Origin of the sequence: Rhodococcus sp. H29-C3 (assembly GCF_030063405.1) — a bacterium.
In the GTDB taxonomy this organism is placed as follows: Bacteria; Actinomycetota; Actinomycetes; order Mycobacteriales; family Mycobacteriaceae; genus Rhodococcoides.
Window position 1 is genome coordinate 94064 of record NZ_JASITC010000003.1, and the last position, 14094, is coordinate 108157.

The 14094-nt window shown below is 61.2% G+C and carries 14 protein-coding genes and 1 pseudogene; 9 read left to right on the forward strand and 6 right to left on the reverse strand.

Translation table 11 applies throughout. The features are described from left to right. Positions 1–335: 335 nt before the first annotated feature. The 7 genes from QMK32_RS07700 to QMK32_RS07730 are packed head-to-tail and all read left to right on the forward strand — an operon-like array spanning position 336 to position 8357. Complete coding sequence (locus QMK32_RS07700; protein ID WP_269301302.1) at positions 336–1004, forward strand: HAD-IA family hydrolase; 669 nt, start codon at positions 336–338, stop codon at positions 1002–1004. After that, positions 1001–2215, forward strand: coding sequence for a sedoheptulose 7-phosphate cyclase (locus QMK32_RS07705; protein WP_283474147.1), 1215 nt, complete (start codon positions 1001–1003; stop codon positions 2213–2215). Before QMK32_RS07700 ends, QMK32_RS07705 begins: the two co-directional genes overlap by 4 nt. After that, positions 2212–3027 carry an O-methyltransferase gene (locus QMK32_RS07710; RefSeq protein ID WP_283474148.1) on the forward strand — a complete coding sequence of 272 codons (816 nt, stop codon included), beginning with the start codon at positions 2212–2214 and terminating at the stop codon, positions 3025–3027. Before QMK32_RS07705 ends, QMK32_RS07710 begins: the two co-directional genes overlap by 4 nt. Before the next feature lie 5 nt (positions 3028–3032). Beyond that, positions 3033–4343 (forward strand): ATP-grasp domain-containing protein, encoded by a 1311-nt coding sequence (locus QMK32_RS07715; protein WP_283474149.1) that lies wholly within the window; start codon positions 3033–3035, stop codon positions 4341–4343. Then, complete coding sequence (locus QMK32_RS07720) at positions 4343–5377, forward strand: D-alanine--D-alanine ligase family protein (RefSeq protein WP_283474150.1); 1035 nt, start codon at positions 4343–4345, stop codon at positions 5375–5377. The genes QMK32_RS07715 and QMK32_RS07720 overlap by 1 nt, the downstream gene beginning before the upstream one ends. Then, complete coding sequence (locus QMK32_RS07725; RefSeq protein WP_283474151.1) at positions 5377–6168, forward strand: TauD/TfdA dioxygenase family protein; 792 nt, start codon at positions 5377–5379, stop codon at positions 6166–6168. The genes QMK32_RS07720 and QMK32_RS07725 overlap by 1 nt, the downstream gene beginning before the upstream one ends. Positions 6169–6176: 8 nt before the next feature. Continuing rightward, positions 6177–8357 (forward strand): thiamine pyrophosphate-dependent enzyme, encoded by a 2181-nt coding sequence (locus QMK32_RS07730; protein WP_283474152.1) that lies wholly within the window; start codon positions 6177–6179, stop codon positions 8355–8357. Here the strand turns inward: QMK32_RS07730 and QMK32_RS07735 are convergent. From QMK32_RS07735 to QMK32_RS07760, 6 genes and pseudogenes are all read right to left on the reverse strand, one after another. Next, positions 8313–8927: a TetR/AcrR family transcriptional regulator gene (locus QMK32_RS07735; RefSeq protein WP_349307550.1), complete on the reverse strand. Its 615-nt coding sequence runs from the start codon at positions 8925–8927 to the stop codon at positions 8313–8315. The two genes, QMK32_RS07730 and QMK32_RS07735, sit on opposite strands and share 45 nt — an antisense overlap. A gap of 23 nt (positions 8928–8950) precedes the next feature. Beyond that, positions 8951–9136 carry a rubredoxin gene (locus QMK32_RS07740; RefSeq protein ID WP_269301294.1) on the reverse strand — a complete coding sequence of 62 codons (186 nt, stop codon included), beginning with the start codon at positions 9134–9136 and terminating at the stop codon, positions 8951–8953. Position 9137: 1 nt separating this feature from the next. Continuing rightward, entirely contained in the window at positions 9138–9305 is a 168-nt protein-coding gene (locus tag QMK32_RS07745) for a rubredoxin (protein ID WP_269301293.1), read from the reverse strand. Then, the gene (locus QMK32_RS07750) at positions 9305–10525 is read right to left on the reverse strand and encodes an alkane 1-monooxygenase (RefSeq protein ID WP_283474702.1); all 1221 of its coding nucleotides are present in this window, start codon (positions 10523–10525) and stop codon (positions 9305–9307) included. Before QMK32_RS07750 ends, QMK32_RS07745 begins: the two co-directional genes overlap by 1 nt. Before the next feature lie 136 nt (positions 10526–10661). Then, positions 10662–11129 carry an SRPBCC family protein gene (locus tag QMK32_RS07755; protein WP_283474153.1) on the reverse strand — a complete coding sequence of 156 codons (468 nt, stop codon included), beginning with the start codon at positions 11127–11129 and terminating at the stop codon, positions 10662–10664. 74 nt (positions 11130–11203) lie between these two features. Continuing rightward, positions 11204–11398, reverse strand: a pseudogene (locus QMK32_RS07760) (LLM class flavin-dependent oxidoreductase); the annotation flags it as partial. 150 nt (positions 11399–11548) lie between these two features. Between QMK32_RS07760 and QMK32_RS07765 the strand changes: the two are divergent. After that, entirely contained in the window at positions 11549–12961 is a 1413-nt protein-coding gene (locus tag QMK32_RS07765; protein WP_283474154.1) for a hemolysin family protein, read from the forward strand. Further along, positions 12958–13965: a hemolysin family protein gene (locus tag QMK32_RS07770; RefSeq protein WP_283474155.1), complete on the forward strand. Its 1008-nt coding sequence runs from the start codon at positions 12958–12960 to the stop codon at positions 13963–13965. The genes QMK32_RS07765 and QMK32_RS07770 overlap by 4 nt, the downstream gene beginning before the upstream one ends. Positions 13966–14094: the final 129 nt, after the last annotated feature.

The following is a 14094-nucleotide window of genomic DNA, read 5'->3' on the forward strand; positions in this document are numbered from 1 at the left end:
CCTTGTCGCCGCCTTCTGTGGATCGACGTCGGCTTACGCTCCGAGGTGAGTCGGTGATGGAGCGTTCGAGCGATTCGATCGATCCGATGAGCGGCCGATTCGGGTCCGCAGACCCAGCCATCACCGCATTGCCGCGCCGAACGGTCATCTCATGGGTGAGACTTTCGTCGAGATCGAGCAGGGCGCTGATCTACGAAATATCACCGAGCAGCGTTATCGTTCTGTTACTTTCCGTTATTCATTCGTGATGCGCGCGCCGGACTGGATGACACTCGCCGTCACCACACTGGCAACAAGTCCCCAAGCACGTCACCACATTTCGCGGAAGGAACCCGATGGCTGCCATCCTGTTCGGATCGATCAGCACACTTGCCGACACGTCCGAAATTCAACGACAAGCATTTAACGACGCCTTCGCCGCCCACGATCTCGGCTGGACCTGGGAGCGTCAGGACTACATCGAGATGCTGGCGAGCAACGGCGGCGCGGCTCGGATCGCCGAATATGCACACTCACGCGGTGAAGAAGTCGACTCCGCAGCAGTGCATTCCACGAAGTCGGAGATCTTTCAGAAGCTGCTTGCCAACTCCGACGTCGACCCGCGCCCCGGCGTCGTCGAGACGATCGCCGATGCGAAGAAGCACGACATCAAGGTCGGTCTCGTGACCACCACTTCCCCAGAAAACGTCAACGCGTTGCTCGGCGCTCTGACCGCTGTCGACGTCGACTTGTTCGACGTCGTGGTCGATTCCGCGAGTGTCTCGCAAGGCAAGCCGGATCGCGCGGCGTACATGTTCGCCCTTGGCCGCCTGGGCGAGAACGCGAAGAACTGCGTTGCTATCGAGGATAACGTCGGTGGCGTCGCTGCTGCTGTTGCCGCACACGTTCGCTGCATCGCGTTTCCCAACGCGAACACGGTAGGGGGCGACTTCTCGGCGGCGGTGGATACCGTCGATCATCTCGACGCGGATCGGCTCCGCGCGCTGACCGAAGGCAACCGATGAGCTCTATGCAAGCGCAGGTCACTGCCACCGAGCGCGCCTTCCACGTCGAGGGATACGAGAAGATCGAGTACGACCTTCTCTACGTGGACGGTGTCTTCTCGGTGAGCAATACGGAACTGGCGGACAGCTACCGGCAGTACGGGCGGACGCTCATGGTCGTCGACGAGGTCGTCTACGCAATCTACGGTGAGCAGATCCGTACGTATTTCGGGCACCACGACATTGCGCTGACCGTACTTCCGGTGAAGATCGCCGAGACCGCCAAGTCGCTCGAGACGTTCGAGCAGATCGTGGGCGAATTCGACAGGTTCGGGCTCGTCCGGACCGAACCGGTCCTGGTCGTCGGGGGCGGGCTCACTACCGATGTCGCCGGGTATGCGTGCGCGAGCTACCGACGCAACACCCCGTACATCAGAATCCCGACGACGCTGATCGGGCTGATCGATGCAAGTGTGTCCATCAAGGTCGCGGTGAATTTCGGAAAGCACAAGAATCGTCTGGGCGCCTACCACGCTTCGCAGAAGGTCCTGCTGGACTTTTCGTTCCTTCGTTCGCTACCGGAAGATCAAGTCCGGAACGGCATGGCGGAGTTGATCAAGATCTCCGTAGTGGGTAACAGTGCAATTTTCGACATGCTCGATGAACACGGCCCGGAACTACTCCGCACCAGATTTGGGCACCTCGATGGGACAGCCGAATTACGCGCTGTTGCAGACAGTCTGACGTACCAGGCCATCGACACCATGCTCGAACTGGAGGCGCCGAACTTACACGAGATCGAACTGGACCGGGTCATCGCTTTCGGGCATACCTGGAGTCCAACGCTGGAATTGACGCCACCGGCGCCGTTCTTTCACGGACATGCGATCAATATCGACATGGCGTTGTCGACCACCCTTGCCGAGCAGCGCGGGCACATAACCTCCGAAGAGCGCGATCGAGTACTCGGGACCATGTCCCGTCTCGGGCTCGCGCTCGACAGTGACTATCTGACGTCCGAATTGCTCTCCGAGGCAACCGGTTCGATCCTGAAAACTCGGGATGGCATTCTGCGTGCGGCGGTTCCCGACCCGATCGGAGCATGTCGATTCCTGAACGACGTGACTACGGGAGAGCTCGCCGACGTGTTGACGTTGCACAAGAAGATCTGCTTGGACTTCGACCGCGGCGGAGACGGAATAGACATGTTCACCTCCGACCAGAGTCGGTGAGTGAGATCGACTCTCGAACAGAACCGCGCCCGGTCACACCGTCGAGCATCCTTGCCGCAGAATTGCGAGAGGTGACCGAGCTGCTGGCAGATGTTGCTTCGATTCCGGACGAGCTGATGAGCCGGATCACCCGTCTGCGAGATCTGGCCATGGGGCTCGATCCGTACCTGGAACTCTGCACCACGGAAGAGTCCCCGGCGCTGGCAGCGTTGTCGCATCGGACTCGTACTGCCGACTGGGCTGCGCGACCGGTAGAGCAGGAAATGTTGTCCGGGCAGGTCGAGGGCCAGTTGCTGAAGTTTCTGGTGCACATGACCCGAGCGAGAAGAGTGCTCGAGATCGGCATGTTCACCGGTTACTCCGCGCTGGCCATGGCAGAAGCTCTCCCGCCGAACGGGGAAGTAGTGGCCTGCGAGGTCGACGAGTACGTGGCCGACTTCGCGCGGAAAAGTTTTGCAGAATCGGCAGCGGGCGCTCGCATCGTCGTGGAGGTCGGGCCGGCCTCGGAGACTCTGCGTCGGCTCAACGGAACCTCGCATCCCTTCGACCTCGTATTCGTCGACGCAGACAAAACCGGATATCTCGACTACTACCGAATGCTGCTCGACTCCGATCTGCTGACCGCGGACGCAGTCATCGTCGTGGACAACACGTTGATGCAGGGCCGGCCGTACGCGGCGGCGGACCGTCGGACCGGCAACGGAGACGCGATCGCAGACTTCAACCGCTATGTTGGCGCCGACCCCCGCGTCGAGCAGGTCCTTCTGCCGTTGCGAGACGGCGTGACTCTCGTTCGACGGATATCGGCGTAATGGGCATGGCGTCGTCGGCGGTGCGCACGGCCGGGGCCCTGGCAGGTTTGCTCGCCACGCTGCCATTAGATCTTGCCGTGGTGGGCTATTCCCTTGCCCGGCGATTCGATCCGCCCTTCGATTCGCGCGCTCATCCGGTGGATTCGCCGAGCCGGACGGTTCTGATCAGTGGTGGGAAGATGACCAAAGCGCTCCAGCTGGCACGGTCGTTCCATCTCACCGGCCACCGGGTCGTCCTCGTCGAATCACCCAAATATCGGTTCACCGGACATCGGTTCTCTCGGGCAGTCGATCACTTCTACTGTGTGCCGGAGCCCACCGACCCTGGATACGCGAAAGCCTTGCGCGACGTGGTGGTCCGAGAAGGTGTCGATGTCTTCGTTCCGGTGGCGAGTCCAGCGGCGAGCATTCACGATGCCGATGCGCGGAAGGTGCTCGACGGATATTGCGAGGTCGTGCACGCAGACTCCGAGACCGTGCGCATGCTCGACGACAAATCACGATTCTCGGAGATGGCGGAGTCGATGGGACTCCGGGTTCCGCACTGGAAGCGGATCACTGACCCGCAGCAGATCGAAACGTTCGATTTTCCTCCCGGACGTGAGTACATTCTCAAACGCATCGCCTACAACCCCGTCGGGCGGATGGACCTGACGCGCTTATCCGGCAGCACCCCGAAGCAGAATGCCGAGTTCGCCCGCAGCCTCGCCATGAACGAGGACGACCCGTGGATACTGCAGGAGTTCATCGCCGGCCAGGAATACTGCACGCACGGAACCGCGCGCAACGGCGCGTTGCAGGTCTACGCATGCTGTGAGTCCTCGGCATTCCAGGTCAACTACGAGATGATCGACAAACCCGAGATTCGATCGTGGGTAGAGACATTCGTCAAGACACTCGGTGTCACCGGCCAGTTGTCCTTCGATTTCATCGAGGCTTCCGACGGGCATGTCTACGCGATCGAATGCAATCCGCGCACGCACTCGGCCATCACCATGTTCTACGACCACCCGGATCTTGCTGCTGCATACCTAGAGGACGGTCACTCGGTCGTCGAACCCACCCTGTCCTCGCGTCCGACGTACTGGATCTACCACGAACTATGGCGGTTGCTCACCGAGCCGCGGCGCCGACATCGACTCCGAGTGATTCTCGGCGGAACCGATGCGGTGTACGAACGTTGGGACCCGTTGCCCTACCTGCTGGTTCATCACCTGCAGATTCCTTCACTGTTGCTGAAGAACCTGAAGTCCGGGCGAGGCTGGACGCGAATAGATTTCAACATCGGCAAACTCGTCGAGAATGGAGGGGACTGATGTCGCCGACATCGGTACTGGTCCTGGCGGGTTCGGCAGTCGACGACTTCAACGCCGATCTGTCACGCGTCTACGCCGGGGGATTCCTCGATGCGTTCGCCGAGCACCCGTCCTACAGTCTTCGGATCGCATTCGTCACACCGGACGGGTGCTGGCGCTTTCCGAAAAACCTCGAGTCGTCGAGTATTGCGGCAGCGCAACCTAACTCATTGAGCCGCGCAATCTCGGAGATATCCACCTGGCAAATCGACGTTGTCGTTCCTCAGATGTTCTGCCGGCCCGGGATGACAACGTACCGCTCGCTGTTCGAACTGCTCGGCATTCCGTACGTGGGGAACCGGCCAGAAGTGATGGCGATGACGGCGGAAAAGAATATTGCCCGGGCTGTCGTCGCGGCAGCCGGCGTCGCCGTTCCGGACGGGGTTCTCGTCTCCCGCGGCGAGATGACGAAAACAGAATTGTCGACGGCGATGGTGCCGGTCGTGGTCAAGCCCGTCGATTCCGATAATTCGATGGGTGTGACACTGGTTCGCGATCCGGCCGAACTCGCCGCCGCCGTGAACGAAGCGTTGCAATACTCGCAATCGGCACTCATCGAGTCGTACATCGAACTGGGCCGCGAGGTGCGCTGCGGGATCATCGTCCGCGACGGTGACCTGGTATGCCTACCGTTGGAGGAATACGCCGTCGACGAGGTATCGAATCCGATCCGTGGCCGCGCCGACAAACTCGACCGGACCGACGACGGTGAGCTGTACCTGGTCGCCAAGGAGGCCACCCGCGCCTGGATAGTCGAGAGCGACGATCCCATCACCGAGAAAGTCTTCGATGCCGCGAGAAAATGCCATGTCGCGCTGGGGTGCCGTCAGTACAGCCTGTTCGATTTCCGTATCGATCGACACGGAAACCCGTGGTTCCTCGAAGCAGGTCTCTACTGCTCGTACTCCCCGAGCAGCGTCATCGCCGTCATGGCGGCTGCGGTAGGCATTCCTCTCGACGAACTGTTCGCGTTGGCAATAGGCGAGGGGGACTGATGAAACACGAGATTCTGCGCCCCATCGGAGTCCGCATCACCGAGGTCGACCCCGCTCGTTTGAGTGCCGAGGACGTCGATGAGTTCGTGACCCTTCTCTCTCGGCACGGCGTCGCAGTCATGCCCGATCGCGAAATCGACGACGACCAGTTCCTGACGTTTCTTCGTTCCTTCGGCGACCTGATGTTCACCGAAGGGGAGAGCCCTGTCGCTGGATATCCCGATCTCAACGTGATCACCAATGTCGGAAGATCGACCCCACCGAAGTCGACGTTTCACGTCGACACCACCTACATCGAACACCCGCCTGCCTACACCTCGCTACGAGCCGTCCAAGTCCCGACCACTGGCGGCCAGACGCTGTTCAGTAACCAGTACGACGCCTATGACACCTTGCCTGCCGAGATCCGCGCCGACATCGACGGGCGAACTGTCACGCACGTGGTGACCGGCTTGGATGGATTCGAGGATGTGTCGGCTCGGCATCCGCTGGTCCGAGTGCATCCGATTTCCGGACGGAAGGCTCTGTATCTTTCCGCGCCTGCCCGCTGTGTGGCGGTGAGTGGCACAACGGACGCCGAGGCGGCAACGTTGATCCGGTACCTGGTGGAGCACTCGACACGACCGGAGAACGTGTTCGAACACTCGTGGTCACCCGGTGACGTGGTCATCTGGGACAACCGATGCGTCATGCACCGCGCGGACCACAGCGGTGTCGTCGGCGACCGCGTCATGCACCGCGGAATGGTGGCCGAGTTCGCGACAAGCGTGGATCATCGCGTCGATAGCTAGAATCAGCCATGGCCGAACCGATCGACGAGTACTTTCTGGATCGAGTCGGTTCCCTGTGCTCAGGCAGCAGCTCGGTGAGCCGGTCAGCCTCGACCGACCGCATCCTCGAGCTGTTCGATGCCCAGCTCGGCAGCAGACATCTCGATCTCGCGGCGCGCTGGCTCCGCTCGATCGGCCGAGGTTTCTACACGATCGGTAGCGCCGGACACGAGAGCAACGCAGCGGTTGCCGGTGCACTACGACCGACGGACCCGGCGTTGTTGCACTACCGTTCGGGAGCCTTCTATCTCGAACGTGCACGCCAGGGAGGCGGCAGCGATCCGATACGCGACGTCCTCGAAGGCCTCGTCGCGGCGGCGAGCGAGCCGATGTCCGGTGGACGTCACAAAGTGTTCGGCCGGGCCGACCTTGCCGTCATTCCACAGACTTCGACCATTGCCTCGCATCTTCCCCGCGCAGTCGGCGTCGCATTCTCGATTCCACGAGCGAAAAAGCTCGGTGTGCCCTCACCGTGGCCTGCGGATGCCGTCGTGATCTGCAGTGTCGGCGACGCGTCGGCCAACCATTCGACGGCACTGGGCGCCATCAACACTGCCGTCCACTCGGCTTACCAGGGTGTGCCGTTGCCGCTGCTGTTCGTCTGTGAGGACAACGGCATCGGAATCAGCGTGCGGACACCGGCGGGTTGGATCGCGTCCAACTTCGCCGAACGACATGGGCTCGAATACTTCTACGCCGACGGCAACGACCTGCACGAAGTTCTCGAGACGGCGACGGCGGCATCGACCTGGGTGCGTACGCACCGCAAGCCGGCTTTTCTGCATTTGCGCACCGTCCGATTGATGGGCCACGCCGGATCCGACGTCGAATCTGCGTACCGTGGAGCTTCGGAAATTTCCGCTGATCATGCGCGAGATCCTGTTCTCTGCACGGCACGGTGGCTGATCGAGAACGGAGCCCTCTCTGCCGAGGATGTACTGGAACGCTACGAAGCCAAGCGTGCTCTGGTGATCGGGGCTGCACGCGAGATCGCTGAACTACCGCACCTCGGTTCTGCGGCCGAGGTGATGAAGCCGCTTTCGGAGATGATGCGCGACGTCGCCTCGACGCCGCAGGCAGGCCCCACATCGTCTGCGGCAGCGATTGTGGCGGGGCCAGGGGCTCCGTTGACGTTGGCGCAGGCGGTGAACCGAGCGTTGCTCGAGGTTCTCGAACGCTATCGACAGGCAGTCCTGTTCGGGGAGGATGTCGCCAGGAAGGGTGGTGTCTACGGCGTCACGCGTGGGTTGCTGGACAGTGTTGGACCTGCGCGTGTGTTCGATACCGTTCTCGACGAGCAGGCGATACTCGGACTCGCTGCGGGAGCGGGCATTTCTGGATTACTGCCGATTGCGGAGATTCAGTACTTGGCCTACCTGCACAATGCGGCCGATCAGATTCGGGGTGAAGCGGCGACACTGCAGTTCTTCTCCAATCGGCAGTACCGAAATCCGATGGTGGTCCGTATCGCTGCATACGGCTATCAGAAGGGGTTCGGTGGACACTTTCACAACGACAATGCTGTTGCAGCACTGAGGGATATCCCCGGGATCGTCATTGCCTCGCCGTCGCGCCCCGACGACGCTGCCTCGATGTTGTCGACCTGCGCTGACGTAGCGGTTCGCCACGGTGCGGTGTGCATCTTCCTAGAGCCGATTGCGTTGTACCACAACAAAGACCTGTACGAGGACGGTGACGGGGAGTGGATGAGCAGCTATCCGACCGAGACCGTGGAGGTCGGCCGCGCGCGGGTGTACGGCGAGGGAAACGATCTGACGATCGTTACGTTCGGTAACGGTGTCCGGATGAGCCTGCGCTCTGCTCGCGCGCTCGAAAAAGCCGACATCGGTGTACGCGTGGTGGACATACGCTGGATCGCTCCGCTGCCCATCGCCGACATCGAACACCATGCTCGTGCGACCGGTCGAGTCCTTGTGGTCGATGAGACTCGTAGAACGGGCGGAGTCGGTGAAGGAGTGATCGCGGCGCTGGCCGACGCAGGCTTCGACGGCATCGTCCGCAGGGTGGCGAGCGCGGACAGTTTCATCCCACTGGGCGACGCGGCGCTCGAGGTTCTGCTGTCCGAGGACGACATCATCGATGCGTCAGGCCGAATCCTTCACGGTGTCGACGAAGGGCGCGAGCAGTGATGCCATGTCGGCGGCGACGTCGGCGGAATTCGACGGGGGCATCGATATATAGCTCAATGCCAGCCTCACGACGGCGCGGCCGAGGACGTCGGCGTTGTGCGGTGAGGCCCGAATCCAGCTGTGCTCGAAGGTCTCGGCAAGTCGAGATGCCGCATGTTCGAGCAGAATTCCACTTTCGGTGGTGACGAGACGAAGTAGATCCGGAGGTGGGTCGTCGGTCAGTATCGACAACACGAGTGGGTCGGAGGCGCTCCGCCCGAAGAACTGGGTGAAGGCCAGATACAACGCGCGAAGGCTGTCGTTCTCGTTGGCGTAGATTGCGCTGTCGACGGCCGAGACGAAGGTGTCGGTGAGCCGCAACGCGTAGCCCTGCGCCAAACCCTTTCTGGTGCCGAACTCCTTGTAGAGGGTTTGGCGACTGACCCCCGCAGTCTTGGCGACGTCCGTCATGTTGACGTTCGACCAGGTGTGCGCGAGGAGCAGAGAGTGGAGCGCGTCGAGAATAGTGGTGCGCATCAGGCTGGTCACAGCGCTTTTGAAAGGGCTGGTCGTCTCCGGTCGCACAGTCACTTCGTCGACATTACCGCCCGCCGTCACGGCCTGCTGATCTCGACCATGAAGAAGTCGGCCTTGGCGGCACCACAATCGGGGCAGCTCCAGTCCTCCGGGATGTTCTCCCATTTGGTCCCTGGCTCGATGCCGTCATCGGGCCAGCCGATTTCCTCGTCGTACTCGAATCCGCATTGGATGCATTGGTAGAGCTTGAAATCGGTGGACATGTCAGTCTGCTTTCTGTTCGAAGTCGATCTTTTCTCGGACGCCGCAGTCCGGGCACGGCCAGTCGTCGGCGATGTCGGCCCACGGGGTGCCGGCTGGAAATCCTTCACGCGGTGCGCCGACGGTCTCGTCGTAGACGAAGTTGCACACGGGGCATCGGTAGCCGGCCATCACTGTGCCTCTGGAGTAGCACCGTAGCGAGCAAGGATCTTCGCGCGCTTGCTGGGCTCGATGTTGACGTTGGTGATGTCACCGAGGTAGTGCTCCAACACCCTGTGGTCCATCACCTTTCGCCAGATCGGTGGGAAGTAGGCGAGGGCAATCATGCTTGCATAGCCGCTCGGGAGGTTCGGTGCACCTTCCATGCTGCGCAGGGTCTGGTACCTGCGGGTCGGGTTGGCGTGGTGATCGCTGTGCCGCTGAAGGTGATAGAGAAAGATGTTGGTGACGATGTGATCGGAGTTCCAGCTGTGCTCCGGTGCGCAGCGCTCGTATCTGCCGGAGGCCGTCTTACCGCGAAGCAGCCCGTAATGCTCCAGGTAGTTGACGGTTTCGAGGAGCGCGAATCCGTAGACGGCCTGCAGAATCAGGTACGGCGCGATTTCGATGCCGAACACGGCGATGAGGCCACCGAACAATACGATCGACATCAGCCAGGCGTTGAGGACATCGTTGCGGATGTTCCACGTGGACTTGCCGAGTCGATCCATACGGGTCTTCTCCAGCTCCCACGACGAGCGCAGGCTTCCCCACACACTGCGGGGGAGGAAGCGCCAGAAGCTCTCTCCGAACTTCGAGCTCGCGGGGTCTTCCGGTGTTGCAACGCGAACATGGTGGCCGCGGTTGTGCTCGATGAAGAAGTGTCCGTAGAACGTCTGCGCCAGTGTGACTTTCGACAGCCAGCGTTCGAGGCTCGGCTTCTTGTGTCCCATTTCGTGCGCCGTGTTGATTCCCACGCCGCCTACGACGCCGATGCTGATGGCGAGTCCGATCTTCGAGGCGAGCCCGAGGCCGCCTTCGATCCCGAGCCAGCTGAGGTTCTCGGCTGTCCACAGGTAGCAAGCGAAGGCGAGGCTCGCGAGCTGGAAGGGGATGTAGATGTACGTGCAGTAGCGGTAGTACTTGTCGTTCTCCAGACGCTCCATGACCTCGTCGGGCGGATTCTGACCGTCCGGACCGAAGAACAGATCGAGCGCCGGCAACAACCCGTAGACGAGGATCGGCCCGATCCACCACAGCACGGGGGAGACCGCAGACCAGCCGAGTTGGTTGAAGACCCAGATCATTGCGGTCGCGAAGAAGACGGCGGTGGGCGGCACGAGCCCCATCAGCCATAGGTAACGCTTCTTGTCGTGCCACTCCTCAATAGGGGCGCTCGACTGGGGACTCATTTGGGTTGCCACGACGCAAACTCCTCATCTGACGTGGATTACAAGTGGTGCATGTCACGTAGTAGATGACAATACCTCAAATATGTAAACCTGATGGACAAATGAGGAGATTTGTCGACGCAGTGAAATTCTCGTCTCAGTCCTCGATCGGCACTCCGAGATGCCGGGCGAGCTTGCGCATCGTGTCGACGATCTGCTCTTCCTTCACTCGCGGAAACCTGGCAGCCCTGCGGAACTCCATATCGGTGACGCGTGACCAGTCGTAGACCTGGGTGAGGGCGGTCCGGTCGTCGGTAACAGCGTCGAGCTCCCATGACCAGCGGGTTCCGCGCGGCTCCATGCCCTTCCTGTTGGGGATCCACCCGATCCGGCGATCCTGCTCGAAGACGAACACGGTGTTCTCCATGACGTACTCACCGATCGCAGGCTGATACATCTCCATGGCGAACATCTCGCCCACAGTTGTCAGCGGCATCGGGTCGATTGCGCCCTGCAGCATCTCCGATCCGTCCAGCTCGGCCTGTAGTTCCGGATTCGCCAGGGCCGCGAAAATCGATGCTGCGGGGGCGTCGATCACGCGTCGAACCGTCAGTTGTTCGGTCAAAGGGAGCTCGCTTCCAGTCTTGTGGCGTTACCTCTCGCGCACGTATGTACCCGAAGCGATCGAGCATATTCCTCTCAGCCCAGTTTCAGCCCCGCAACAGCGTTGGAGTTTTCCGGCCTCGCGAGTCCGTAATGCCCCCGCAGCGTGTCCGCGATGTATTCGGTACGGAACAGTCCCCGAGCCTGCAGGATCGGCACGACGTGGTCGACGAAGAGATCCAAGCTCGACGGCAGGACGGGCGGCATGATGTCGAAGCCGTCTGCAGCGCCGCCTGCGACCGATCTGGCATTCGAATGGCCAGGTACAATCGGACAAATCACCACCCCGCCCACAAGCAGAGGATTCATGGACAGCGATAGACCCGGGCCGGACGCGGCTCCACGCACGATGTCGACAATGTGCGAGGCGGTGTCCGGCGAATGAGCGAAGTGCTCACCCTCCTGCTCGGCGTCCTCGTCGTCTTCCTCATCACGGTCGTCACCGGCTATTTCGTGGCGCAGGAATTCGCTTACATGACTGTGGACCGATCTCGACTCAAAGCTCGCGCCGAGGCCGGCGACCCGGGCGCGCGGCGCACTCTCGAGGTCACCAAGCGCACCTCGTTCATGCTGTCCGGCGCGCAACTCGGGATCACGGTGACCGGGCTTCTCGTCGGTTACGTCGCGGAGCCGCTCATCGGACAATCCCTGGGCACAATGCTCGGCGGGGTCGGTATTCCGACCGCGGTCGGAATAGGTATCGGTGCCGTAATAGCGCTGCTGTTCTCGACGTTCGTCCAGATGTTGTTCGGCGAGCTGTTTCCCAAGAACTTCGCGATCGCCCGGCCCGAGCCGGTCGCACGCTGGCTGTCCTTGTCGACAACGATGTATCTCAAGCTGTTCGGATGGTTGATTACCATCTTCGACCAGGCATCGAATCTGCTGCTGAAAGTGCTGAAGATCGAGCCGGTGCACGACGTCGAACACTCCGCGACGCTCCGTGACCTCGAACATATCGTTGCCGAGTCGCGAGGTTCCGGCGATCTGCCCGACGAATTGTCCGATCTCCTCGATCGCATCCTCGACTTCCCGACGCGAACCGTCGAGCATGCGATGATTCCGCGATCTCGTGCTGCGACCGTGCGTGCCCACGATTCGCTGGCAAGTGTCACGGCATCGATGGGTCACGAGCATTCTCGCTATCCAGTGCTGGACGAGGACGACGGCATCGTGGGTGTGGTGCATCTGCAGGACATTCTGATCGCCGTCGATCGGCCCGACGCCGAAGTCCGCGAGTTCGTTCGCCCGGCCTTGATTCTGCCGGAGACGCAATCACTTCCCGACGCTGTTCTCGAATTACAGTCTTCGAACAATCAGCTCGCCTGTGTGATCGATGAGTACGGCGGTTTGACCGGTGTCCTCACCATCGAGGACTTGGCCGAGGAGCTCGTCGGGGAGATCACCGACGAACACGACAGCGATGAGGTCGATCCGACTCCGATTGCAGCGGAGGACGGTACTTGGACGATGAGCGGTGAGGTTCATATCGACGAGGTCGAACGCTCCATCGATCACGATCTGCCCGGCGGTGACTACGAGACGATCGCCGGTTTGATCATCTCCCATCATGGAGCTTTGCCCAGCGTCGGAACCAGAGTGGAAGTCGAGTTGCCCGCCGATTCGGCCGACCTGGTGAACGACGACGACGAAGTACCCGAGCGATACGTGGTGCTCGAGGTGCGCAAGATCGACAACTACGTACCGTCGCTGGTCAGCCTCCAGCTGGGACAACGTGATTCGCGTAGCGGCGATACCGACCGCTCCGATGACAGAGAAAAGGATTCCCACCGATGAGTGATCCCTGGATCGTGCTGGCGGTCACTGTCGGCCTGATCGCTGCAAGTGCCTTCTTCGTCGCCGTCGAGTTCGCGCTGCTCGCGGCAAAACGCCACCGGCTCGAGGATGCAGCAAGCACCAGCAGGTCGGCACGTGCTGCCCTGCGTAGTTCGAGCGAACTGACGGTGCTGCTGGCAGGTTCACAACTCGGCATCACCCTGTGCACGTTGGCCCTCGGCGCCACCACCAAACCAGCCGTACACCATTGGCTCACACCCGCTTTCGAGTCCTGGGGTATCGCGTATTGGGTGTCGGACGTGGCCGGTTTCGTGCTTGCGCTCATCATCGTCACCTTTCTTCATCTCGTGGTCGGCGAAATGGCTCCGAAGTCGTGGGCCATCGCCCATCCGGAACGGTCCGCGACGTTGCTGGCCATTCCGATGCGCGGATTCATGTGGCTCACTCGCCCGATGCTTCTCGCTCTCAACGGTATGGCGAACTGGTGCCTACGCAAGGTCGGCGTCGAACCATCCGGACAGCTCGCCTCGGGACAGAACGCCGAGGACCTGCGCCAGCTGGTGGAACACTCCGTCAACGTCGGAGCGCTGGACAGCAGTTACTCGGCGCAGATTTCCGGCGCGCTGGACCTGCAGAAGCTGGTGGTTCGTGACCTTCTGATGTCGCCGGGTCTGCCTGTGTCAGTGTCCTCGGCGGCGACGATCGCGGACGTCCGAGCAGCGTCGATCGAGTCGGGACACCTCCGAATTCTCGTGCGCGACAGTGAAACCGTCAGCGGTGTGGTCCATGTTCGCGACACTCTCAACGGTGATGTCACCCTCTCCGAGATCACTCGCCCGGTACTCACCTTGAAGGTCGACACTCCGGTGTACGTAGCACTGGCCTCGATGCGCGAAACGAGCAATCATCTTGCGCTCGTCGTCGAAGGAGGGCAGACACTCGGCGTGGTGACGCTGTCCGATGTCCTCTCACGGCTGTTGCCGACGGCTACTTCGCCCGTCTGAAGACGACTCCCGAAGGCGTGAGAACACAAAAAACTCGGCCCTCGCTGGACTATCTCCTGCGGGGGCCGAGTGGCTTTTTCTCGAGCGTGTCAGATTGGATTGATGACCAGCAGCGTTGCCCAATACGTT